The sequence below is a fragment of the Actinoplanes derwentensis genome (assembly GCF_900104725.1).
GTDB lineage: Bacteria > Actinomycetota > Actinomycetes > Mycobacteriales > Micromonosporaceae > Actinoplanes > Actinoplanes derwentensis.
The window spans coordinates 5,780,027-5,803,138 of sequence record NZ_LT629758.1 but is presented as its reverse complement, the minus strand read 5'-3'; the positions used below and the strand labels follow the sequence as shown (position 1 = coordinate 5,803,138).

Genomic DNA, 23,112 nt, shown 5'->3' with positions numbered 1-23,112 from the left:
AGGGCCGCGCCAGTCCTGATTGCCGGGCGTCTGACCGGAACCGCCTTGAGGTCCCCGGCCGGGTCCGCCGGGCGGCGTCTGCCCGGGTCCGTAGGTTCCGCCCGGCATGGAGGAGACCGGCTGGTTGCTGTAACCGCCGGGCTGCTGTTCCCGGCCGGCCGGGTTGCCGACGGGCCGCTGCGGCAACGATCCGCCGCCCGGTCGCCCGCCTCGCCCCGGCGAGACCGGTGCCGAGGCGCCCGGGTATCCAGGGTTGACCGGAACCGAGGAATGTCCCGGGTTGACGGGGATCGAGGGATGCCCGGGGTTGACCGGCACCGAGGGCTGTCCGGGGCGCCCGGGCCCACCGGGCGTGTGCGGGAAGCCGGGAGGCGCGCCGGGGTAGGTGCCGGGCTGTTCACCGGACGCGCGACCGTAGACGGGCGAGACCGGTGCGGCGGGTGTGCCTCCACGCCGGGGGTCGCCCGCTCCGCCTTGGAGACGGTCGTGCATGTGGATGGGCCGGTTCCAGGAGGGCTCGTCGCGGGGCGGCTGTGGTGGGCCGGCGGGACGCTGCTCGGCGCGTACTTCCTCGTACCGCGACTGATTCTGATCGCTTGCCCACGCTGTCCCGAGAACCTGCGCGCGCCCGGCGGGGCTGACCGGCACCGCACTGGCGGGCGCGGACGCACCGCGGGACGCCTCGTAGACCGGGGTGTGCACGGCCTTGCGGCGTCCGGGGTCGCCGGGGTAGCGCTGTCCGGGCAGCGGCTCCCATTCCCAGGTGATCTCGTAGACCCAGGCGGGTTCGTCGTCCCAGCTGTCGCCCGGCCGGGAGCCCCATCCGTTCATCGGGCGCCCTGACCCGCCGAATGGCAACGCTCCGTCACGGTGTTCTCCGCCTGTCCAGAAAATGAGCCGCATCCGGCGGGAGAGCCTTGTAGAGTCTCCCGGCTCCGTCGCGGGGGGTTCAGAAAGGAGATTAACGGCGTGGACCAGCGAGACGCCAGCGTGCCGACGATCTCTCGATTAGGTCCGTTCCGCGCCTCTGTCGCTACTTTCGGTGCACTGATCGGGTCAGGTTTCCGGCGGTACGCGACCTACCGGCAAGCCACCTTAGCCGGAACGTTCACCAACGTGGTGTTCGGCTTCCTGCGCTGCTATGTGCTGCTGGCGGTGGCGGCGGGCGCGGCGGGCGACAGTCCGGCCGGTTACCGGCCGGAACAGCTGGCGTTGTACGTCTGGGTCGGCCAGGGTCTACTCAGTGTCATCGGCATCTGGGGCTGGACGGAGCTGGCGGACCGGATCCGCAGTGGTGACATCGCCGCCGACCTGTTACGTCCGATCGCGCCGGTGCCCGCTTTCCTGGCCGCGGACCTGGGCCGGGCGTCGTACGCGATGATGACCCGTTTCGGTCCTCCGTTGCTGGTGGGTGCGATCTTCTTCCCCCTGCACACGCCGGAACGCTGGCAGACGGTTCCGCTGTTCGTGCTCTCGATCCTGCTCGCGGTGATCATCTGTTTCGGCTGTAAATACCTGGTGAACGCCACCGCCTACTGGCTGCACGACGCGCGCGGCCCGATCATGATGTGGACCCTGGGCTCCGGGGTGCTGGGTGGTCTCTACTTCCCGTTGCGCCTGCTCCCGGACGAGTTCGTGGTCGCGTTGTGGCTGCTGACGCCGTTGCCGAGCCTGTTGCAGACGCCGTTGGACGTGATCGCCGAGCGGGACGGGGCGGTGACGCAGTTCGCCCTGGTGGTCTGGCAGCTGGTGTGGGCGGTCGCGGTCCTGCTGCTGGCGGGGCTGGTGCAGCGGCGGGCCGAGCGGCGGCTGGTGGTGCAGGGTGGGTGAGTTGCGGGCGTACGCCGCTCTGGGTGCCGCGCAGATCCGGTCGGCCGCCTCGTACCGCACGTCGTTCTGGGTCGAGATGGTCGGCAGCATGGGCGCCACGGTGTTCGACGTGCTGACCGTGCTGGTGCTGTTCCGGGCCACGCCGGCTGTGGGCGGATTCACTCTCCGGGAGGCGGTGCTGATCACCGGGATCAGCGCGGCCGGGTTCTCGCTGGCCGACCTGCTGGTCGGGAACGTGGACCATCTCAAGAACCATGTGCGGGCCGGCACCCTGGACGCGGTGCTGGTCCGGCCGCTGGCCGCGCTGCCGCAGTTGTTGCTGATGGATCTGCCGGTCCGCAAGGCGCTGCGGGTGCTGTTCGGGTTCACCGTGCTGGGCCTGGCGGTCGCGGCCAACGACGTCGACTGGACGGCGGCCCGGGTGCTGCTGCTGGTGCTGACCCCGCTGGCGGCCGCGGTGTTCTTCAGTTCGATCTTCGTGCTCAGTGCCAGCCTGGCGTTCTGGTGGGTGGACTCGGGGGAGATCGGGTCGGCGTTCACCTACGGTGGGCGGGACTTCACCTCGTACCCGATCTCGGTCTATGGAAGTTGGTTCCGGAACCTGTTCGCGTACACGCTGGGCTTCGGTTTCATCGCCTACCAGCCGGCGCTGACGCTGATCGGCCGCGACGACCCGCTCGGTCTGCCGGCCTGGTCCGGTTTCCTGTCCCCGCTGGTCGCGCTGGGTGCGGCCACACTTGCCGCGGTCGTCTGGCGATCCGGCATCCGTCACTACCGGAGCACCGGCTCATGATCGAGATGCAAGACCTCAAGAAGGATTTTCTGGTACGGGTGAAAGCCGGCCGTCTCCGGCGGGAGAAACGCACGGTCGCGGCGGTCGACGGGGTGAGCCTGCGCATCGGCCGTGGGGAGATGGTCGGCTACATCGGCCCGAACGGCGCCGGCAAGTCGACCACCCTGAAGATGCTGACCGGTGTGCTGACGCCCACATCCGGGACGGTGTCGGTGTGCGGCCTGACCCCGGTCCCGCAGCGCACCACACTGGCGCTGCGGATCGGCGTGGTGTTCGGCCAGCGGTCCCAGCTCTGGTGGGATCTGCCGTTGCGGGAGTCGTTCGCGCTGCTCCGGCACATCTACCGGGTGCCGCCCGCCGACCACGCCGCCCGCCTGAAACGGTGCCGTGACCTGCTCGACCTGGACGAGTTCATGGACACCCCGGTCCGGCAGCTCTCCCTCGGCCAGCGGATGCGCGGCGAACTGACCGCGGCCCTGCTGCACGGCCCGGAGGTGCTGTTCCTGGACGAGCCGACGATCGGGCTGGACGTGGTCAGCAAGCAGGCGGTCCGGTCGTTCCTGGCCGAACTCGGCGCGGCCGGCGACACCACCCTGGTCCTGACCACGCACGACCTGGCCGACATCGAACGGCTCTGCGACCGTCTGGTGGTGATCGGCCACGGCCGGGTGGTGCACGACGGCAGCATCGAGGCACTGCACGCCCGGTACGGTTCGCGCCGCAGTCTCGTCGCCGACCTGGAGACGCCCCTGCCGGACGGCTTCACCCTGCCCGGCACCACCCTCGCCGCGGTGACCGCTAATGGTCATCGGGTGACCTTCACGCTGGACTCGGCGACCGCCGGAACCGCGGTCGCCGGTCTGGTGGCGGCGGTCCCGGTGCGCGACCTGTCGGTGCTCGAACCGGACATCGAGGACGTGGTGGCCCGGTTGTACGCCGAACGCTAACGGTGCTCCATCACCAGGACCGCCCAGGACCCCGGCTCGAGGGCCTGGTAGCTGTGCGGCACATCACCGGGGAACGTCACGTAGTCACCCGGCCCGACCTCGACCAGCCCGTCGACCGGCCCGACCCGGACCCGGCCGGCCGACACCACCAGGTGCTCGACACTGCCCGGGATGTGCGGGTCGGCGTCGCGGCGGGCGCCCGGTTCGAGTTCCAGCACGTAGACGTCGCGCCGGGTGCCGGGAACCCCGGCCGACAGCAGGGTGCCGGAGAAGTCGGCGCCCTCGGCCCGGATCCGGGGACTGCTGCCGGCCCGGACCACCCGCACCGGCGACGGCGGCGGCTCGATCAGCCGGCTGAACGGGATGCCGAGTGCCACCCCGAGCGCCCACAGCGTCTCGATGCTCGGGTTGCCGCTGCCCGACTCCAGCTGGGAGAGCGTCGACTTGGCCAGTCCGGCCCGGCGGGCCAGCTCGGTCAGGGAGATGCCGGCCCGGTCGCGTTCGCGGCGCAGGGCGGCGGCGATGACGGCCAGCGGCGGGGCCGGCTGCTGCATGTTCGCTCCATCGGTACACGGCGTTCGGTTTGACGAACACTCGACTTGTCGTTCAGCATGTCGAACTATGGGGACGTTATATCGAACGCGAGCCCAACGGCGAGACATCGGAGCCCTGGCCGCCGCGACTCTCGCGGTCGGCGCCTCCTTCGGAGCGATCACGATCGCGTACGGCCTGCCCGCGTGGGTTCCGGTCGTCATGTCGGTGCTGGTGTTCGCCGGCGGCTCCCAGTTCCTGGCCGTCGGGCTGCTAGCCGCCGGCAACCCGATCGCCGCCGTCCTGGCCGGTCTGCTCCTCAACGCCCGGCACCTGCCGTTCGGCCTCGCGGTCGCCGGCACCATCGGCCCCCGCTGGCGGGACCGGCTGATCGGCAGCCACCTGATGACCGACGAGACGGTCGCGTTCGCCCTGGCCGAGACCACCCCGGCCGCCCGGCGTCGCGTCTACTGGCTGGTCGGCGCCACCATCTTCGTCACCTGGAACACCGGTGTCGTCCTCGGTGTACTCCTCGGCGGCGCCACCGGCGACCCCGACGCCCTCGGCCTCGACGCCGCTTTCCCGGCCGGCCTGATCGCCCTGATCCTGCCGTCGCTCCGCGACCGCGACACTCGCCTGGTCGCCCTGACCGGAGCCGCCATCGCAGTCCTGGCGACCCCGGTCCTGCCCGCCGGCCTCCCGGTCATGTCCGCACTCCTGGGCTTGTTCGTCCTCTTCCGCCCCCGCCCCCGCCGCCGCCCTAAGCCCGCCGCCGACCCCGGACCTGTCGCCGGCCACGACCCCACTGCCGGTCCTGACCCTGCCGTCGGTCCTGACCCTGCTGCCGGTCCTGACCCTGCCGTCGGTCCTGACCCTGCTGCCGGTCCTGACCCTGCTGCCGGTCCTGACCCTGCTGCCGGTCCTGACCCTGCTGCCGGTCCTGACCCTGCTGCCGGTCCTGACCCTGCCGCCGGTCCTGACCCTGCCGTCGGTCCTGATCCCGTCGTTGGTTCTGTCTCCGAGGAGGAGCGATGTTGATCGCTGCGATCCTGGTCCTGGCGGCCGGTACCTACGCCATCCGGCTCAGTGGAGTTCTGCTGCGCGACCGCCTGGAACTCTCCGCCTCGGTGCAACGCCTGCTGCCGATGTCCGCCGCGGCCCTGCTGGCAGCCCTGGCCGCCACCGCGGCCCTGATGGCCGGAAGCGAGTTCGCCGGCCTGGCCCGCCCCACCGGAGTCCTGGTCGGAGCCATGCTGGCCTGGCGCCGGGCTCCGTTCGTCGTGGTGGTGATCGCGGCCGCCGCCACGACGGCCCTCCTGCGCCTGGCCGGCGTCGCATAGCCGAAGCTGAAGTCGGCCGGGAAACAGCGAACGCGGAGACCCGGGTGGGCCTCCGCGTTCGCGAGAAAGTTAAGGGTCAGACGGTGGCGCCCAGGTCGACCTTCGGCTTCGGGATGCGCATGCGGCGGAAGGTCAGGCCACGCATGATGCCGTAGAAATACAGCGAGCCCAGCCGTTGGTCGGTCTGTGGGAAGCGGGTCTGGACCTGCTTCTTGATGCGCCGGGCGATGAAGATGCTGTCGATGAGGACGGCGAGCGCCAGAGCGGCCCAGATCAGGTTGCTGGCCAGCTGCACCGCCGGGATGGCGATGGACGAGCCGATCAGCACCACCACGGCCCCACCGATGAAGTACGACCCGGCGGTGCGCCGCGAGTCGACGAGGTCCCGGACCAGCGAACGCTCCGGCCCCCGGTCGCGGGCCAGCAGGTAACGCTCGTCACCGTTGCGCATGCCCTCGGAGGCTTCGGCACGCTCGGCCCGCTGCCGCTCACGGAGCTGCTTGTAAGCCTCCTTGCGGTTGGCCGGCGCCGGGTCCTGCACGCGGCGGCCCTGGGCGACCCGTTTCGGCGTCACCACGCCCAGCTCTTTCTTGCTGGGGGTGTAGCCCTTGGGATGCGCCGAGGCGGAATCCTCCTGGGTTACCGAGGAGGTCGCGTCGGCGACGAGGTCGTCTGGCTTGCGGCGAAACAGCGGGGACACGTGAAGAAGCGTAGCCAAACAGCGCGGTGTGTCACACACCGCGCCGTTGATCGTGACTAAATCGCCGACAGATCCCGTCTCCGGGGTGGGCCGGCGACTGCCCGGCCGGGGCCGTGCGATGACCGAAAAGCGCAGAGAGGCCGGGGATCCCGGCCTCTCTGCTGACGATCCAACTGGACGAACCGAGGGGTCAGGGGCGCTCGACGTGCGCACCGAGGGCGGCCAGCTTGCCCTCGAAGTCCTCGTAGCCCCGCTTGATCAGGTCGACGCCGTACACCCGGGAGGTGCCTTCGGCGGCGAGCGCCGCGATCAGGTGCGCGAACCCGGCCCGCAGGTCGGGGATGCGCAGGTCGGCCGCGTGCAGCTTGGACGGGCCGGCGATCACTGCGGAGTGCATGAAGTTGCGGCGGCCGAAGCGGCACGGGGTGCCACCGAGGCAGTCGCGGTAGACCTGGATGGTGGCGCCCATCGTGTTCAGCGCCTCGGTGTAGCCGAGCCGCTGCTCGTACACGGTCTCGTGCATGATCGAGATGCCGTGCGCCTGGGTGAGGGCGACGACCAGCGGCTGCTGCCAGTCGGTCATGAACCCGGGATGCACGTCGGTCTCCAGCGCGACGGCCTTGAGCTCGCCGCCGGGGTGCCAGAACTTGATGCCGCCCTGGGCGCCGGCGATGCCGTCCCGGGCCACCCGGTCGTCGGTGATCTTCAGCTCGCCGCCGATGGACCGGAAGACGTTGAGGAACGTCATCATGTCGGCCTGGCGGGCGCCGAGGACCTCGATCTCGCCGCGAGTGGCGAGGGCGGCCGCGGCCCAGCTGGCGGCCTCGATGCGGTCCGGGATCGGCTTGTGCTCGTAGCCGTACAGCCGGGGCACGCCCTGGATCTCGATGACCCGGTCGGTGTGCACCGTGATGATGGCGCCCATCTTCTGCAGGATGCAGATCAGGTCCATGATCTCCGGCTCGATGGCCGCGTTGCGCAGCTCGGTGACGCCCTCGGCGCGGACGGCGGTGAGCAGGACCTGCTCGGTGGCGCCGACGCTGGGGTACGGCAGTTCGAGCTTGGCCCCGTGCAGCCCGTTGGGCGCGCTCAGGTGCATACCCTCGGGGGTCTTGTCGACGACCGCGCCGAACTCGCGCAGCGACTGGATGTGGAAGTCGATCGGGCGCGGGCCGATGTGGCAGCCACCCAGGTCGGGAATGAACGCGTGACCGAGGCGGTGCAGCAGCGGGCCGCAGAGCAGGATCGGAATACGGCTCGAGCCCGCGTGCACGTTGATCTCGTCGGTGCTGGCACTCTCCACGCTAGTGGGGTCCAGCATCAGTTCGCCGTCCTCGACACCGGCGGTGACCTTCACGCCGTGCAGCTCGAGAAGGCCGCTGACCACCTCGACGTCCCGGATTCGCGGAACGTCGAAGAGGCGGCTCGGGGTCTCACCGAGAAGGGCGGCGACCATGGCCTTGGAGACGAGATTCTTGGCGCCGCGGACCCGGATCTGACCCTGCAGCGGTGTGCCACCGTGCACGATCAGGACATCGTCGGTCAACGTAACCTCCAGCCGGTAGGCGTCGGAACGCCCGGGGTGATCGAGTAAGCAGAGCGCGGGCGGGGGTACCCGATTCTGCAACCGGGGAAGCATAGCGCTGAGTGACGTAAACGGCAGCCGCCGCAAGGCTTGAATCGCCGTTTAAATGCTGTTGACTAGCCTGATTCGAGTTCTACCTGCCCAGGCGGTTCTCAAGAAGAGCACTTGAGAACCGCCTCAAAAATCCACCAAAAGGATGGATTCATTCGGTTACGCAGAGTCACGGCAAGGCGAGCATCTGGTCCAAAGCGACCCGAGCGTCACGCGCGGTCTTCTCGTCGACCGTGATCACGTTGGGGACCCGGCCCGCGACCAGTTCCTCCAGCGTCCAGACCAGATGAGGAAGGTCGATGCGGTTCATCGTCGAGCAGTAGCAGACCGACCGGTCGAGGAACATGACCTGCTTGTCCGGGTGGGCCAGCGCGAGACGCCGGACCAGATTGAGCTCGGTCCCCACCGCCCACGACGAACCGGCCGGAGCCGCGTCGAGAGCCCGGATGATGTACTCGGTCGAGCCGACGTAGTCGGCGGCCCGCACCACGTCGTGCCGGCACTCCGGGTGGACCAGCACGTTGACACCGGGCACCCGCTCGCGGACCTCCCGGACACTGTCGATGGTGAACCGGCCGTGCACCGAACAGTGCCCGCGCCAGAGGATCATCTTCGCGTTCACCAGCTGCTCAGCGGTGAGACCACCCTGCGGCTTGTGCGGGTCGTAGAGGACACAGTCGTCCAGGTCGAAACCCATCTCCAGCACGGCCGTGTTGCGCCCCAGGTGCTGATCCGGCAGGAAGAACACCTTCGAACCCTGCTCGAACGACCAGTCCAGAGCCCGCTTCGCGTTCGACGAGGTGCAGACCACACCGTTGTTACGGCCGACGAAACCCTTGATGTCGGCGGACGAGTTCATGTACGTCACCGGCACGATCTGGTCGGTGATGCCCAGGTCCTCGAAGTGCTCCCACGCGGTCTCGACCTGGCCGAGCACCGCCATGTCGGCCATCGAACAGCCGGCCGCCAGGTCGGGCAGGATGACCCGCTGGTCCGCAGTGGTCAGGATGTCGGCGCTCTCGGCCATGAAGTGCACACCGCAGAACACGATGAACTCCGCGTCCGGCCGCGCCGCCGCCTGCTGGGCGAGCTTGAACGAGTCACCGGTGACGTCGGCGAACTGGATCACCTCGTCACGCTGATAGTGATGCCCGAGCACGAACACCCGGTCGCCGAGAGCCGCCTTGGCCGCGGTCGCCCGGGCCACCAGATCGGGATCACTGGGAGCGGGCAGATCGCCGGGGCAGTCCACGCCACGCTCGCTCGCGGGGTCGACGCCCTTACCGAGCAGAAGCAGGCTCAACGGGGTGTTCGAGGGTTCGGTCCAGGTCGCCGTCACGCCGCCCATGGTCGCACAGCGGATGAGACGGTAGCTGCGCCCCGGACAGTGGCCTGCCACACTCGCGGGGTGCGCGTACTGATCTGTCCGGACAAGTTCGCCGGTACCCTCTCCGCTCCCGAAGTCGCCCAGGCCGTCGCGGACGGCTGGTCCGTGCCCGGCGACGTCCTCGTCCAGCGCCCGCTCGCCGACGGCGGCCCCGGATTCGTCGAGGTCCTCGCCGCCGCCCTGGACGGCCGCCGCATCCCGGTGGACACCGTCGACCCGCTGGGCCGCCCGGCCCGGGGCGAGATCCTCCACGCCGGCGGCGTCGCCTACGTGGAGAGCGCGCAGGCTTGCGGCCTGCACCTGCTCACCGCCGAAGAGCGAAACCCCAGAGCGGCCACCTCGTACGGTCTGGGCCTGCTCCTGGCCGCCGCGGTCGAGACCGGGGCGGTCGAGATCGTGGTCGGCCTCGGTGGTTCGGCGGTCAACGACGCCGGCGCGGGCATGCTGGCCGCCCTCGGCGCGGCCCCACTGGACGCCGCCGGACTGGCCCTGCCGTACGGCGGTGCGGCCCTGAGCGCCGCGACCGCCCTCGGCGGGGTGCCGCAGCTACGCCAGGTGCGCCTGGTGGCCGCGACCGACGTCGACAACCCGCTGACCGGCCTGCACGGCGCCAGCAACGTCTTCGGCCCGCAGAAGGGCGCCTCCCGCGAGGATGTGCTGCTGCTCGACGCGGCCCTGGAACACTTCGCGGGCGTGCTGGAGCAGGCGTTCGGGATCAAGGACCTGGCCCTGCAGCCGGGCGGCGGTGCGGCCGGCGGGATCGGCGCCGCCCTGATCGCGCTCGGCGGCCGGGTGACCTCGGGTATCAACCTGGTCACGAATCTGATCGGCCTGGACCGGGAACTCGACGCCGCCGACCTGGTGATCACCGGCGAGGGATCGTTCGATCACCAGTCGCTGCGCGGCAAGGTGGTCGCCGGGATCGCCGCCGGCGCCCAGGATCGGGGTCTGCCCTGCGTGGTGCTGGCCGGGCGCAACGAGACCGGTCAGCGTGAGGCGTCTGCGGCTGGTGTGACCGAAACCCACACCCTGGTCGAACATTTCGGCAACGTAGAGACGGCTCTGGCCGAACCGGCCCGCGGCCTGCGGGAACTCGCCGCACGCCTCGCCGGGCAATGGAGTAGGTAGGCAGTTGGTGATCTGCGACCCGCCCGGATTGGGAATCCCCGGGAATGGGGTTAGCGTTGGCCTGTACGGCACATGACCGCACCTGGCAGGGAGATACCTACGTGACCACTGAAGCGCACACCGAGTCGACCGAGGCGACTGCCCCGACCGGCATCAACCTCACCGACGTCGCCGCGGTGAAGGTCAAGGCCCTGATCGAGCAGGAAGGGCGCGACGACCTGCGCCTGCGCATCGCCGTACAGCCCGGTGGCTGCTCCGGCATGCGTTACCAGCTCTTCTTCGACGAGCGTTCGCTCGACGGAGACGTCGTCACCGACTTCGACGGTGTCGAGGTCGTGGTGGACCGGATGAGCACGCCCTACCTCGCGGGCGCGACCATCGACTTCGCCGACCGCATCGACGCCCAGGGCTTCACGATCGACAACCCGAACGCGCAGAACTCCTGCGCCTGCGGTGACTCGTTCCACTGATCCCAAGCAACTCCAGAAACAGGCCGTCCCGTTCACGGGGCGGCCTGTTCTGTGTAACCGACCGGTAGTCTCTAGCCGTAACGACCCCCTGCTCCCCAACCCTGAGGGCCGAAATGAAGATCGCCGTCACCGGCTCGATCGCCACCGACCATCTGATGCACTTCCCGGGCAAGTTCGCCGAGCAGCTCATCGCGGACCAGCTGCACAAGGTCTCGCTCTCGTTCCTCGTCGACGACCTGGTGGTCCGGCGCGGCGGAGTCGCTCCCAACATCGCCTTCGGGATGGCCAAGCTGGGTCTGCGGCCGATCCTGGTCGGCGCGGTCGGCGCGGACTTCGCCGACTACCGGTCGTGGCTGGAGCGGCACGGCGTCGACTGCGACTCGGTGCACGTCAGTGACGTGGCACACACCGCCCGGTTCGTCTGCACCACCGACGACGACCTGAACCAGATCGCCTCCTTCTACGCCGGCGCGATGGCCGAAGCCCGCAACATCGAACTCGGCCCGGTCGACGAGCGCGCCGGCGGGCTGGACCTGGTGCTGATCGGAGCGAACGACCCGGCCGCGATGATCCGCCACTCGCAGGAGTGCCGGGCCCGCGGCTTCCGGTTCATCGCCGACCCGTCGCAGCAGCTCGCCCGGATGGACGGCTCCGACGTGCTGAGCCTGATCAGCGGCGCCGAATACCTGATGACCAACGAATACGAGCGCTCGCTCCTGGAGACCAAGGCCGGGCTCACCGGCGACCAGGTCCTCGAAAACGTCAAGATCCGGGTCACCACCCTGGGCAAGGACGGCGTCGAGATCACCGGTACGGGCCTTGAGCGCATCCACGTGCCGGTCGTCCCCGACGTGCTCGGCGAAGACCCCACCGGCGTCGGCGACGGCTTCCGGGCCGGCTTCTTCTCCGGCATCTCGTGGGGACTCGGCCTGGAACGCTCCGCCCAGGTCGGCTCACTGGTCGCCGCCCTGGTGCTGGAGACCATCGGCACCCAGGAGTACGACGTGAAGCCCGCCGAGTTCACCAAGCGACTGGCCGCGGCGTACGGCGACGAGGCCGCTGCCGAGATCTCCCCCTTCCTCCCGGCCTGAGGCGTAGATCTAGAGAAATGGTTCTAGCGGTTTTCGCCGGACTCCCCGGAGTCGGCAAGAGCACCCTGGCCGCCGCGGTCGCAGCCGAGCTGCCCGCGGCGGTCCTGGCGGTCGACACGGTCGACTTCACCCTGCAGCGCTACGGCGTGCACGAGCACCGGCCCGGCTACGCGGCCTACGGCGTGATCGCCGCACTCGCCGAGGAACAACTCAAGATCGGGCACCACGTCATCATCGACGCGGTCAACCCGGTCAAAGCGGCCCGCGAGCTGTGGACCGACCTGGCCGAACGGATGCAGGTGCCACTCCGCGTCGTCGAAGTGATCTGCGGCGACGACACCGAACACCGGCGGCGGGTCGAGGAGCGCTACCAGGCCCGCGACCACGAAGGCATCCCCGACTGGGTGCGAGTCCTGGAACGCCGGGCCGAATACGAGCCGTACCTCGGCCCACGCCTGGTCGTCGACTCCTGGCTCGCCAAAGACCCGGTCCCACCGGTGATCGACTACCTCAGATAACGCGCCGCACATCGAACGCGTGGCCGTCGGCCGCGACGAACTCCTGGCCCTTCATCCGGCACCAGGCAGGGATGTCGTTGGCCGCGGCCGGGTCGTCGGCGAGCACCCGCACCACCCCACCGACCGGCACATCCGGCATCGCCTTCGCCAGCCGGATGATCGGGATCGGACAACGCAGCCCACGGCAATCAAGCGTGATCAGAACCCGGCCTCCGCCCGGAGATCCGCGACCACACCCGGCAACACCGCCAGGAACCGGTCCACATCCGCCTCCGTGACCCCCCGGTGCAGCGACACCCGCACATTGCCGTGACTGAGCACACCCATCGCCTCCAGCACATGACTCGGCCGCAGCGTCGACGACGTACACGAGGAACCCGACGACACCGCGAAACCACGCCGGTCCAAGGCGTGCAACAGCGCCTCGCCATCCACGTACAAGCAACTGAACGTCACCAGATGCGGCAGCCGCCCGACCGGATCGCCGACGATCTCCACATCCGGCACCGTCGCCGCGACCCGCTCCCGGATCCGGTCCACGAGCGCACCCAGCCGCACCCCCTCAGCCTCCGCCTCACCCGCCGCGGCCCGCAGACTCGCGGCCGCCGCGACCACCTGCGGCAGGCCGGGCGCGCCCGGATTGTTCCCCGGGCGGTGCAGATCATCCTGCGGGTACGGCGACAGCCAGCGCACGCCCTTACGCACCACCAGGACACCGACCCCGGCCGGGCCACCCCACTTGTGGGCGCTCGCACTCAACAGCGACCACCCCGGCGGCAACGGCGCGCGCCCGACGGTCTGCGCCGCGTCCACGAAGAGCGGCACCCCCGCCGCCGCGCACGACTCGGCCGCCGCCGCCACCGGCTGCACCGTGCCCACCTCGTGACTGGCGCTGATCAGCGACGCCAGAGCCACCCCCGGCCGCCGCACCTCAGCCGACCAGGAGTCCAGGTCGAGCCGGCCCAGCCGGTCCACCCCCACCTCCACCGCCTCGGCAGTGCGCGCCGCGTGCAGAACCGCGGAATGCTCGATCGCCGAATGCACCAGAACCCGGCCGGCCCGTTTCCGGCCACCGAGCCCACCGAGCACCGCGGCCTGGGCGGCGGCCGTCCCCGAGGCCCAGAACGAGACCTCGTCCGGACGTACCAGAAGAATCTCCGCGACCGCCTCGGCCGACGCCTCCCGCAACAACTGCGCCCGCCGGCCCACCGCATAGAGCCGGGACGGGTCCGCCCAGCCGTCGGCCAGCGAGGCGACCAGCGCCTCGCGCGCCACCGGGTGCAGCGGCGCGGCGGTGGCGGCATCCAGGTACGCGTGCGCCCCGGCCGGATCGCCTGTGTAATCCACACCGGGAACGGTATCGTCCGGTTGTCCGGGTGTTTTCCTCGACGGCCCCCTCGTGAAGGGGGCCCCGACGCCCCCCGGTGGCGGGCGGTCCGGTCCAGGTCGAGTAGTGTGCGACCGTCGGTGAGCCTTGCCGCCAGGTGTCCGATTCAGGGCAGGCGGCGCTGCTAAGGAGGCATAAGCAGGTGGGCGCAAGGAGTTCGGCCAGAAGGCCGCGGGCGGTAGGCCGGGCGGCCGGGCTGGGTCTCGGCGGCGCTACGCTGCTGATGCTGCTCTCGGGCTGTTCGATCGCGGACTGGGGAGATGCTTTCGGCCACTTCGGCTGGCCGAGCCGGGGCATTACTCTTCAGGCCCATGAGATGTATGACCTGTGGATCGCGTCGACGATCGCGGCCCTCACGGTCGGCGTCGGAGTGTGGGGTCTGATCTTTTGGTGTGTGATCCGGTACCGCAAGCGCGGCGAAGAGCTGCCCGTGCAGACCCGGTTCAACATGCCGATGGAGATCCTCTACACGGTCACGCCGATCCTGATCGTCGCGGTGCTCTTCTACTACACCGCGATCGTGCAGACCAACGTGGACAAACTGTCGAAGAACCCCGACCAGATCGTCGAGGTCGTCGCGTTCAAGTGGAACTGGCAGTTCAACTACCGCGACGGCATGGGGGAGAAGGCCAACACGGTCGCCTCCACCGTCGGGTCGTCGGACGTGATCCCGATCCTGGTCGTGCCGATCGGTGAGAAGATCCGCTTCGAGGAGACCAGCAAGGACGTCATCCACTCGTTCTGGGTGCCGGAGATGCTGTTCAAACGGGACGTGTTCCCGGGCAATGTGCGCAACGTCTTCGAGGTAACCCTCGACAAGACCGGCCGGTACGTCGGTCGCTGCGCCGAGTTGTGCGGCACTTACCACGCGTTCATGAACTTCGAACTGGTCGTCGTCGAGTCGGCTGAGTTCGACCAGTTCCTCGAGGCGAAGAAGGCCGGGAAGTCGACGCAGGAGGCGCTCACCGCGATCGGCAAGGAGCCGTACGCGACACGCACCTCGCCGTTCAACACCCGGCGCCAGTCGCACACCTGGAACCAGCCCGAGACCCAAGCCGCAGGGAAGTAGGACTGTAGTCGTGAGGACCGAATACAAGATCTTCGCCGCGGTCGCCGTGTTCCTGTTCGGTGCGGCCGCCGTCTACGGGGTCTACACCCACAACGTCGTCAACGACGGAAGTGGTGACGGCTACAACGGCGGCATGGAATGGGTCGGCGTTGTCGCTCTGATCCTTTCCGGTCTGCTCTGTTCGATGTGCGCCGGCTTCTTCTGGTTCGTCGCCCGTCGTATCGACCTGCGGCCGGAAGACCGGGAAGACGGCGAGATCGCTGAGGGCGCTGGTGAGATCGGCTTCTTCAGCCCCGGCAGCTACTGGCCGTTCGGGATCGCGCTGGCCTGTGCCGTCGCCGGTATCGGCCTGGTGTTCTGGATGTGGTGGCTGTTGGCGCTCGGACTGATCGCCGTGGTCTTCACCTCGTGCGGCATGCTGTTCGAGTACTACTCGGGCACCCGCCACCCCGAGGCGCATCTCTGATTTCGTAAACCGAGAGCCCGCACCCCTCCAGGGGTGCGGGCTCTCGTCGTTCCAGCCCTCAGGCCCGTCCCATCCGACTCACAACCTGTCTGACTCGTGGCTAGCCGTAGCTCAGACAGGTCTCAGGGTTGTCATTACCTATCTGGTGTACGGCTCGTACGGCTAGCCGTAGCTCAGACAGGTAATACGGCCGGTTGAGGTGTCTGAGCTACGGCTCGAGTGGCCCGGCTGTAGCTCAGACAGGTAATGCGGGTGCTTTGAGGTGTCTGAGCTACGGCTAGCCGTAGCTCAGACGGGTTTTGGGTTCGGGGCTGGGCGTGGTTGTAGGGCAGGACGGGGTGGGAGGGGGTGTTCGTGAGGTGAGGGTTGCGAGGTCGGGAGGGAGTGGTGCGGGCCTTGCGGCGTGGTGGCGTACCAGCGCTGGGGCTTGATCTTGTGGCTTTTAAGCCGCGGAGCGCTGGGCGGGGGCTATCCGGCCCTTTCCGGGGCTCCAGAGGTGCACGACGATCGGGGCCACCACCTCGGCGGCACCGCATCGGGTGCAGACCAGCTCGGGACACTCGTCGTGACCATCCTGGCAGGGCGGCACCTCGAAGAGCATGTCGCCGTCGCAGATGACGCAGCGGTGTTCGCGTTCCTGCACGGGAGTCTCCTTCGCGGGAAGGTGGAATTACCCGGATACCGGTGAACTGTCGTCAACCTGCTGGCGGAGTCGAGTCACCGAAACCGACCAGGTTGAAAATAGTTCATTCGCACGTTGTCACACCGTTCGGGTGGTTTCGGGTAATTCGGACGGCGTGTTGGGGGAAATTCCCGTCACTCGGCAGCCTTCGCGGCCTGCGCCGCCGTCACCCAACGGTCCAGTTGGGCGGTCGTGGCGCCGGAGTCGATCGCCTCGGCGGCCCGCTTGATGCCGGCCCGAAGAGTCTCGTGGAAGTCACCGGGGAAGCCACTGCGGGCGGCGAACGCGGCAGCGGCGTTGAGCAGCACCGCGTCCCGCACCGGCCCCTGCTCGCCGGCGAACGTCCGCCGGGCCACGTCGGCGTTGAACGCCACTTCCCCGCCCCGCAGATCGGCCGGCTGGCTGCGCGGCAGGCCCAGGTCCACCGAATCCACCAGAAGCTCTTCGACCTTGCCGTCACGGGCGATCCAGACCCGGGTGGGAGCGGCTGTGGTGAACTCGTCCAGGCCGTCCTCACCGCGCATCACCAGTGCAGAGTCGCCGCGCCGGGCGAACACCTCGGCCATCACCGGCGCCATCCGCGGGTCGAAACAGCCGACCGCGGCCGCCGTCGGGCGGGCCGGGTTGGTCAGCGGGCCGAGTACGTTGAAGAACGTGGGCACGCCCAGCTCACGCCGGGTGACCGAGGCATGGCGCATGCCCGGGTGGTAACGGGCCGCGAAGCAGAACCCGATGTTCGCCTCGGCGACCGTGCGGGCCACCCCGGCCGGGCCCAGATCCAGCGGCAGGCCGAAGTGTTCCAGCAGGTCGGCGGTGCCGGTGGTGGAGGATGCCGACCGGTTGCCGTGTTTGACCACCGTCACACCCGCGGAGGCGGTCACGATCGCCGCCATGGTGGAGATGTTCACCGTGTTGGCCCGGTCGCCGCCGGTGCCGACCACGTCGACCGCGCTGGTCCGGGTCTGCTCCGGCAACTTGATCAGGGTGGCGTTGGCGATCATCGACTCGACCAGGCCGGCCAGTTCGGCCGGTGTCTCACCCTTGGCGCGCAGCGCGACAGCGAAACCGGCGATCTGCACCGGCGTGGCGTTGCCGGCCATGATCTCGCCCATGGCCCATGCGGTGTCCCCGGTGGCTAGCTCCTCGCCTTTCAGCAGGGCGCTCGTCAGATTGGGCCAGGTGCGTGCGCCCATGGCGCTGCCTCCATCAGGGGGTTGAGGTCTTCAGTTGATGCCCAGCGTGCCCAGGGGAACGGCTCCGTCGCGGCGGGCGCGCAGCAGCCCGGCCACCGTGCGGCCGGTCTCCACCGGGTCCAGCGGGTCGACCAGGGTGGCGTCGACCTGCGCGTACGCGGCCAGCCATCGGTCCGCGGCGCGGGCGATCACGACGCAGGTGGGTGGGGGCGTCAGGTACTCGTCCTTGGTCTGGCGAGCGATGCCGATACCACCGGCGGGGGTCGCCTCGCCGTCCAACATCATCAGGTCGATCTCGTACTCGTCGAGCAGCCGCCGGCACTCCTCCCAGGTGGAGGCCTCGGTGAATTCGACCTGGAGATCAGCGGCGGGTCGCGGGCCGATGGCGAGCCGGATCCGGTCTCGCACGGCGGCGTCGTCGCTGTAGAGCAGAACGGTGTACTGGCTCATCTTGTGCCCCACCTCACGTCCTAGGTGCCGCCGATCGTACCGAACTTGTTATCCGCAGTCTGATCCCGGTTCTCTGCTTCTTGTCTGTCGAGTGCCCGGTCGATGCGTTTGGCTTCTCTCTCGGACTGCCGGACCCACTGGATCACCAGGATGCCGAGCATCGTGACGCTGACGATCTCGCCACCGGCCCACAGGATTCCACCGGCCGTGACCTGGTCAGCCTTCGGATCGAGCCAACTCAGGCCCAGGTTCGGGTACCAGTCGCCGCCCAGCAGTTCGTTGCTCTGCATGATCGTCAGGCCGAGCACTGTGTGGAACGGCACGCTGAGAACCATGAGCAGGGCCCGGGCCGGGTACGGCCACCGGTTCGGCAACGGGTCCAGTCCCAGCAGCGGCCAGAAGAAGAGACAGCCGGTGACGATGAAGTGCACGTGCACGAACTCGTGCACCCAGGCGTGTTCCAGGGTGAGCCGGTAGGCGCTGCTGAAGTAGAGGACGAACGGGTTCGCGATGAACAGGCCGAACGCCACCAGCGGGAACGTGAGGACCCTGACGAACCGGCTGTGCAGCACGCTGAGCAGGACTTTTCGCGGCCTGCCGGTCAGCAGCCGCAGCGCCAGAGTGGTCGGGGCACCCAGGGCCAGGAAGATCGGCCCGACCATGGAGAGGACCATGTGCTGGACCATGTGGACCGAGATCAAGGTCGTGTCGTACGCCTCGATCCCGGTCACCGTGACGGCCGCGATGGAACCCAGTCCACCCACGACGAAAGCCGCGGTACGTCCGGCCGGCCAGTGGTCGCCGCGCTGCCGCAGACGCCAGGCGCCGTATCCGTAGAGCGCGGCGGAGACGAGTAACCCCAGCGCGATCAGGCTGACCAGGTTCACTTCGGTGAAAATCGCCACCGGCGTGAAAGGCGGAAGTCCAGTGTCCCCGCTGACGGCCGCGATTGGGGGCAAATCGTGAGAGTGCACCCTTCGAGGCTAGGCCTACCCGCTGGTCACAGAATATTCCGGGCTGCCCACGGGGCCGGATTGGGGACCCCGGAGGACCTTGGGCCTATCTCGGATGAATAATGAGGCCGTGACAGCGGCAGCCATCGACAAGAGCCGGATCCACTCGCTGACCCGACCCAACATGGTCAGCGTCGGGACCATCGTGTGGCTCTCCAGCGAGCTCATGTTCTTCGCGGCGTTGTTCGCGATGTACTTCTCCATCCGTGCTGCGGACTACAGCATGTGGGAGGAGCACACCAAATCGCTGAACATTCCATACGCCACAACATTCACGGTGATCCTGGTCCTCTCCTCGGTGACCTGCCAGTTGGGTGTCTTCGCGGCTGAGAAGGGTGACGTGTTCGCGCTCCGGCGCTGGTTCACGATCACCTTCGTGATGGGCCTGATCTTCGTTCTCGGGCAGGTCAACGAGTACATCGAACTGGTCCACCACGGCGTCAAGATCAATGGCGACGGGTACGGCTCGATGTTCTACCTGACGACCGGGTTCCACGGTCTGCACGTGACCGGCGGTCTGATCGCGTTCATCATCTACATGATCCGGACGACCATGGGCCGCTTCACCCCGGCGCAGGCCACCTCGGCGATCGTCGTGTCCTACTACTGGCACTTCGTCGACGTGGTGTGGATCGCGCTGTTCGCCATGATCTATTGGCTTCAGTAACCAGCGCCAACGGCGAGGATCGCAACAACAAACCAGAGGGACATCACCCATGACTTCTGACACCCCCGCCCGTAGGCGTGCCCGGGTGTTCGCTCGGCGGGCCGGCGCGCCCAGCCGGGTGCGCCGGCGACTCGGCGCGGCGGTGCGCATGCTCGCCGCCCTGGCCCTGGCCGGCGGCGTCTACACCGCATTCACCCCCGGCGCCTTCGCTGAGGACAACGTCCAGCTCTCCGCCGCCGCGCAGGAGGGCAAGGCGCTCTACGACACGAGCTGCATCAGCTGCCACGGCCGCGACGGTCAGGGCGTGACGGAGCGTGGCCCGAGCCTGATCGGCGTCGGTTCCGCCTCGGTGGAGTTCCAGGTCGGCACCGGCCGCATGCCGATGACCCGGCAGGAAGCCCAGGCCGAGCAGAAGCCGCCGCAGTTCGACGAGACACAGACCGAGCAGCTCGCGCAGTACGTGCAGGAGCTCGGTGGCGGCCCGGAGCTTCCGGCCGGCACCCTCGTCGAGGACTTGGAGGCGAACCCCGAGGCACTGGCCCGCGGTGGCGAGCTCTTCCGGGTCAACTGCACCTCCTGCCACGGCTTCGGTGGTGGCGGTGGCGCTCTCTCGTCCGGCAAGTTCGCGCCGAGCCTCGGTGCGTCGACGCCCGAACAGCTCTACGCGGCCATGCTGACCGGCCCGCAGAACATGCCGGTCTTCGGCGACAACCAGCTCACGCCGGACCAGAAGAAGCAGATCATCACCTACATCACCCTCCAGCTCCAGGAGGACCGTGACCCGGGTGGTCTGTTCAACCTGGGCCGTTACGGGCCGTCGACCGAGGGTGTGGCCATCTTCCTGGTCGGCATCACGCTCCTGGTCTTCACGTCGCTCTGGATTGCGGGGAAGTCATGACGGCGGTCCATCACGGCGAGACCGGCACGCCGGTCGACGTCAATGACCCGCACCTGACGAGGTTCGACATCGTCAAGGAGGGTCTGCGGCGCGACGACATCGAGATCGTCACGTACGAGTCGCACTTCCACGGGCAGAACTCGAAGGCGGAGAAGCGGGTCGTCCGCAACATCTCCTTCCTGTTCCTGCTCTCCGGTGTGCTCACGCTGGGCTTCCTGGTCATCTACATCATCTGGCCGTGGGAGTGGGAGCTCGGGCACCAGCTCAGCGACTACTACACCCCGGCCCTGGGCATCACCCTCGGCCTCGGCCTGCTGAGCCTCGGCTTCGGCATCCTCGCCTGGGCCAAGAAGTTGCTGCCGCACGAGCTGTCCATTCAGCAGCGGCACGGCGAGCCGTCGCCCGACGACGAGCGCCTGATCGCCGGCCAGACCATGCTGTACGTGGCGGACGAGTTGGGTGTCCAGCGCCGGCCCCTGCTCAAGGGTGCGATCGCGCTCGGTGCAGCGCCGCTGGGTCTGGCCATCGCGGCCCCGATCGTCGGCGGTCTGATCCAGAACCCGCACAAGGGGGAGGAGCCGATGATGTACCGCACCGGCTTCAACCCCGTGGAGAACGGCGGCAAGCTGGTCCGGCTGACCCGTGAGGACGGCAGCCCGATCCGGCCCGACGACGTCAGCGCCGGTGGCCAGATGACCGTCTTCCCGGGCATCCCGCACGGCGCCACCAACGAGCACGCCGACTCGCCGACCCTGCTGATCCACCTACGGGCCGACGACGCGGCGACCACCCGTGAGGCGGCCGAGAGCGACAAGAACGGCCGTAACAAGGGCTCGATGTGGGGCAACTACGTTGCCTACTCCAAGATCTGCACGCACGCGGGCTGCCCCGCCAGCCTCTACGAGCAGCAGACAAACCGTCTTCTCTGCCCGTGCCACCAGTCGCAGTTCTCCATCACCAACAACGCGCAGCCGGTTTTCGGACCCGCGACCCGGCGTTTGCCGATGCTGCCGCTTACAGTGGATGAGGAAGGTTTCTTCGTGGCAGCGTCCGACTTCAAGGACACCGTCGGACCTGACTTCTGGGAGCGGCCGTGAAGCGCCGAAAAATGGACCTCGCTGAGGCCCCGAAGACGTTCGCCAAGGGGGTGGACGACCGGTTCCGGGCTGCCACTCCGCTGCGTGGCCTGCTGAACAAGGTCTTCCCGGACCACTGGTCCTTCCTGCTCGGCGAAATCGCCCTGTTCTCGTTCGTCGTCCTGCTGCTCACCGGCGTGTTCCTGACCCTCTTCTTCGACCCGTCGATGAAGGAGGTCGCCTACGACGGCGAGTACCTCGGCCTGCGCGGCACGATGATGTCCGCTGCGTACGAGTCGTCGCTGCACATCTCGTTCGAGGTGCGCGGCGGTCTGTTCATGCGGCAGATGCACCACTGGGCGGCGCTGCTGTTCATGGCGTCGATCATCGTGCACATGGCCCGCGTCTTCTTCACCGGCGCGTTCCGCAAGCCGCGTGAGATCAACTGGGTCATCGGCGTCCTGCTGTTCCTGCTGGGCTTCTTCGCCGGCTTCACCGGTTACTCGCTTCCCGACGACGGTCTCTCCGGCACCGGTCTGCGCATCGCCTCGGCGATCATGCTGACCCTCCCGGTCATCGGCACCTGGCTCTCCGCCGCCATCTTCGGCGGCGAGTTCCCCGGTCACCTGATCATCGGCCGGTTCTACATCGCGCACGTCCTGCTCATTCCGGGCATCCTGCTCGCGCTGATCGCGGCCCACCTCGGCATCGTGTTCAAGCAGAAGCACACCCAATGGCCGGGCCCGCTGCGTACGAACACCAACGTGGTCGGCGAGCGCATGTTCCCGCGCTACGCGATGAAGCAGGGCGGCTTCTTCATGGCCGTCTTCGGCGTCATCGCGCTGATGGCCGGCCTGTTCCAGGTCAACCCGATCTGGCTCTTCGGCCCGTACCGCGCGGCTGAGGTCTCGTCCGCTTCGCAGCCCGACTTCTACGTCATGTTCATGGACGGCCTGGTCCGTCTGATGCCGAACTGGCAGATCTACATCGGCAACTACAGCCTCCCGCCGATGTTCTGGCCCGCCGTGGTCGGCCTCGGCGCGCTGTTCACGCTGCCGATGGCGTACCCGTGGCTAGAAGCGCGCAAGCTCAAGGACAACCGCACGCACAACCTGCTCCAGCGGCCGCGTGACAACCCGGAGCGTGTCGGCATCGGCATGATGGCGCTGACGTTCTTCGTCGTCGCCACCATCTCCGGCTCCAACGACGTCATCGCTGACAAGTTCCACATCAGCCTGAACGCGATGACCTGGGCCGGCCGTATCGGCCTGGTCATCCTGCCGCCGCTGGCCTACTACATCGCGGTCCGCATCTGCCTCGGTCTGCAGCAGCACGACCGTCAGGTACTGGCCCACGGTGTGGAGACGGGCATCATCAAGCGTCTCCCGAACGGGAAGTTCGTCGAGATCCACCAGCCCCTCGGGCCGGTCGACGAGCACGGGCACCCGATTCCGCTCGAGTACGCGGGCTGGGTCGTCCCGAAGAAGATGAACCGCATCGGTGCCCTGGCACCGGCGGTCAAGGGCTTCTTCTTCCCGGTCGAGCAACCGGCCGAGATCCCGGTCTCCCCGGCTGTCGGCGGTTCCGCCAAGCGCGAAGAGATCAAATCCGGTCGCTGATCGGTTGTTCGTTGGAAGGCCCGCCGGGGTTTGGTTCTCTCGGTGGGCCTTCCGCTTTTTGTACGCGTGGGGTCGGTTCTGGGGCGGCGGTGGCCACTCCGGGCGGTCAGGCTTGATCCCTCCGTGACCACCGCCGCCCCAGAACCTTCGGCTAACCCGTCGCTGGCGCGCTTTCGCGATTCGGACCCGGTAGTTTCGAGCATCCCCTGCCCTTCGGGTTT

25 protein-coding genes are annotated in these 23,112 nt (G+C 68.5%); 15 read left to right on the top strand and 10 right to left on the bottom strand.

Going from position 1 to position 23,112, the window contains the following annotated elements:
- The first annotated feature begins 1,116 nt into the window (after positions 1-1,116).
- The 3 genes from BLU81_RS25540 to BLU81_RS25530 are packed head-to-tail and all read left to right on the top strand — an operon-like array spanning position 1,117 to position 3,570.
- Positions 1,117-1,830 carry an ABC transporter permease gene (locus tag BLU81_RS25540; RefSeq protein ID WP_231953504.1) on the top strand — a complete coding sequence of 238 codons (714 nt, stop codon included), beginning with the start codon at positions 1,117-1,119 and terminating at the stop codon, positions 1,828-1,830.
- Complete coding sequence (locus BLU81_RS25535) at positions 1,823-2,623, top strand: ABC transporter permease (protein WP_092546991.1); 801 nt, start codon at positions 1,823-1,825, stop codon at positions 2,621-2,623. Before BLU81_RS25540 ends, BLU81_RS25535 begins: the two co-directional genes overlap by 8 nt.
- Positions 2,620-3,570, top strand: a complete 951-nt coding sequence (locus BLU81_RS25530; protein ID WP_092546990.1) for an ABC transporter ATP-binding protein — start codon at positions 2,620-2,622, stop codon at positions 3,568-3,570. Before BLU81_RS25535 ends, BLU81_RS25530 begins: the two co-directional genes overlap by 4 nt.
- Here BLU81_RS25530 and BLU81_RS25525 read toward each other — a convergent pair.
- A complete protein-coding gene (locus tag BLU81_RS25525; protein ID WP_092546989.1) occupies positions 3,567-4,124 on the bottom strand; it encodes a helix-turn-helix domain-containing protein in 558 nt (185 codons plus the stop codon). The two genes, BLU81_RS25530 and BLU81_RS25525, sit on opposite strands and share 4 nt — an antisense overlap.
- Positions 4,125-4,191: 67 nt before the next feature.
- Between BLU81_RS25525 and BLU81_RS25520 the strand changes: the two genes are divergently transcribed.
- Together BLU81_RS25520 and BLU81_RS25515 are read left to right on the top strand one after the other, a co-directional pair.
- Positions 4,192-5,139, top strand: coding sequence for an AzlC family ABC transporter permease (locus BLU81_RS25520; protein WP_231953503.1), 948 nt, complete (start codon positions 4,192-4,194; stop codon positions 5,137-5,139).
- Entirely contained in the window at positions 5,133-5,441 is a 309-nt protein-coding gene (locus BLU81_RS25515) for an AzlD domain-containing protein (RefSeq protein ID WP_092546988.1), read from the top strand. Before BLU81_RS25520 ends, BLU81_RS25515 begins: the two co-directional genes overlap by 7 nt.
- A gap of 76 nt (positions 5,442-5,517) precedes the next feature.
- On the opposite strand, the gene BLU81_RS25510 is transcribed toward BLU81_RS25515, so the two are convergent.
- The 3 genes from BLU81_RS25510 to nadA all read right to left on the bottom strand — a co-directional run bounded on the left by BLU81_RS25510 (position 5,518) and on the right by nadA (position 9,125).
- Complete coding sequence (locus BLU81_RS25510) at positions 5,518-6,141, bottom strand: DUF3043 domain-containing protein (RefSeq protein ID WP_092546987.1); 624 nt, start codon at positions 6,139-6,141, stop codon at positions 5,518-5,520.
- Positions 6,142-6,331: 190 nt separating this feature from the next.
- Positions 6,332-7,687, bottom strand: a complete 1,356-nt coding sequence (gene murA / locus BLU81_RS25505; RefSeq protein WP_092546986.1) for a UDP-N-acetylglucosamine 1-carboxyvinyltransferase — start codon at positions 7,685-7,687, stop codon at positions 6,332-6,334.
- A 259-nt stretch (positions 7,688-7,946) separates the two neighbouring features.
- Entirely contained in the window at positions 7,947-9,125 is a 1,179-nt protein-coding gene (gene nadA / locus BLU81_RS25500) for a quinolinate synthase NadA (protein ID WP_092546985.1), read from the bottom strand.
- 60 nt (positions 9,126-9,185) lie between these two features.
- Here nadA and BLU81_RS25495 point away from each other — a divergent pair, with 60 nt between their 5' ends.
- From BLU81_RS25495 to BLU81_RS25480, 4 genes are all read left to right on the top strand, one after another.
- Entirely contained in the window at positions 9,186-10,292 is a 1,107-nt protein-coding gene (locus tag BLU81_RS25495; protein WP_092546984.1) for a glycerate kinase family protein, read from the top strand.
- Between the two features lie 101 nt (positions 10,293-10,393).
- A complete protein-coding gene (gene erpA, locus BLU81_RS25490; RefSeq protein ID WP_092546983.1) occupies positions 10,394-10,762 on the top strand; it encodes an iron-sulfur cluster insertion protein ErpA in 369 nt (122 codons plus the stop codon).
- 113 nt (positions 10,763-10,875) lie between these two features.
- The gene (locus tag BLU81_RS25485) at positions 10,876-11,853 is read left to right on the top strand and encodes a carbohydrate kinase family protein (RefSeq protein WP_092546982.1); all 978 of its coding nucleotides are present in this window, start codon (positions 10,876-10,878) and stop codon (positions 11,851-11,853) included.
- A gap of 17 nt (positions 11,854-11,870) precedes the next feature.
- Complete coding sequence (locus BLU81_RS25480) at positions 11,871-12,371, top strand: AAA family ATPase (protein ID WP_092546981.1); 501 nt, start codon at positions 11,871-11,873, stop codon at positions 12,369-12,371.
- Here BLU81_RS25480 and BLU81_RS25475 read toward each other — a convergent pair.
- Together BLU81_RS25475 and BLU81_RS25470 are read right to left on the bottom strand one after the other, a co-directional pair.
- Positions 12,364-12,573 (bottom strand): sulfurtransferase TusA family protein, encoded by a 210-nt coding sequence (locus BLU81_RS25475; RefSeq protein ID WP_092557622.1) that lies wholly within the window; start codon positions 12,571-12,573, stop codon positions 12,364-12,366. The two genes, BLU81_RS25480 and BLU81_RS25475, sit on opposite strands and share 8 nt — an antisense overlap.
- The gene (locus tag BLU81_RS25470) at positions 12,570-13,718 is read right to left on the bottom strand and encodes a cysteine desulfurase family protein (protein WP_092546980.1); all 1,149 of its coding nucleotides are present in this window, start codon (positions 13,716-13,718) and stop codon (positions 12,570-12,572) included. Before BLU81_RS25470 ends, BLU81_RS25475 begins: the two co-directional genes overlap by 4 nt.
- 263 nt (positions 13,719-13,981) lie before the next feature.
- Between BLU81_RS25470 and ctaC the strand changes: the two genes are divergently transcribed.
- The gene (gene ctaC / locus BLU81_RS25465) at positions 13,982-14,827 is read left to right on the top strand and encodes an aa3-type cytochrome oxidase subunit II (protein WP_092546979.1); all 846 of its coding nucleotides are present in this window, start codon (positions 13,982-13,984) and stop codon (positions 14,825-14,827) included.
- Between the two features lie 10 nt (positions 14,828-14,837).
- Entirely contained in the window at positions 14,838-15,293 is a 456-nt protein-coding gene (locus BLU81_RS25460) for a cytochrome c oxidase subunit 4 (protein ID WP_092546978.1), read from the top strand.
- 442 nt (positions 15,294-15,735) lie between these two features.
- Here the strand turns inward: BLU81_RS25460 and BLU81_RS25455 are convergent, their stop codons facing one another.
- The 4 genes from BLU81_RS25455 to BLU81_RS25440 form a co-directional block, all read right to left on the bottom strand.
- Positions 15,736-15,936, bottom strand: a complete 201-nt coding sequence (locus BLU81_RS25455) for a hypothetical protein (RefSeq protein WP_092546977.1) — start codon at positions 15,934-15,936, stop codon at positions 15,736-15,738.
- Positions 15,937-16,109: 173 nt separating this feature from the next.
- Positions 16,110-17,168, bottom strand: coding sequence for an anthranilate phosphoribosyltransferase (trpD, locus tag BLU81_RS25450; RefSeq protein ID WP_092546976.1), 1,059 nt, complete (start codon positions 17,166-17,168; stop codon positions 16,110-16,112).
- A gap of 30 nt (positions 17,169-17,198) precedes the next feature.
- Positions 17,199-17,618, bottom strand: a complete 420-nt coding sequence (locus BLU81_RS25445) for a response regulator (protein WP_092557620.1) — start codon at positions 17,616-17,618, stop codon at positions 17,199-17,201.
- Between the two features lie 20 nt (positions 17,619-17,638).
- Positions 17,639-18,577 (bottom strand): cytochrome c oxidase assembly protein, encoded by a 939-nt coding sequence (locus BLU81_RS25440; protein WP_092546975.1) that lies wholly within the window; start codon positions 18,575-18,577, stop codon positions 17,639-17,641.
- Positions 18,578-18,701: 124 nt separating this feature from the next.
- Between BLU81_RS25440 and ctaE the strand changes: the two genes are divergently transcribed.
- From ctaE to qcrB, 4 genes are read left to right on the top strand one after another with little or no spacing between them, the layout of a single operon-like run.
- Positions 18,702-19,298, top strand: a complete 597-nt coding sequence (gene ctaE / locus BLU81_RS25435) for an aa3-type cytochrome oxidase subunit III (RefSeq protein WP_092546974.1) — start codon at positions 18,702-18,704, stop codon at positions 19,296-19,298.
- A 49-nt stretch (positions 19,299-19,347) separates the two neighbouring features.
- Positions 19,348-20,196: a cytochrome bc1 complex diheme cytochrome c subunit gene (gene qcrC / locus BLU81_RS25430; protein ID WP_092546973.1), complete on the top strand. Its 849-nt coding sequence runs from the start codon at positions 19,348-19,350 to the stop codon at positions 20,194-20,196.
- Positions 20,193-21,293 (top strand): cytochrome bc1 complex Rieske iron-sulfur subunit, encoded by a 1,101-nt coding sequence (qcrA, locus tag BLU81_RS25425; protein ID WP_092546972.1) that lies wholly within the window; start codon positions 20,193-20,195, stop codon positions 21,291-21,293. Before qcrC ends, qcrA begins: the two co-directional genes overlap by 4 nt.
- Entirely contained in the window at positions 21,290-22,891 is a 1,602-nt protein-coding gene (qcrB, locus tag BLU81_RS25420; RefSeq protein WP_092546971.1) for a cytochrome bc1 complex cytochrome b subunit, read from the top strand. Before qcrA ends, qcrB begins: the two co-directional genes overlap by 4 nt.
- Positions 22,892-23,112: the final 221 nt, after the last annotated feature.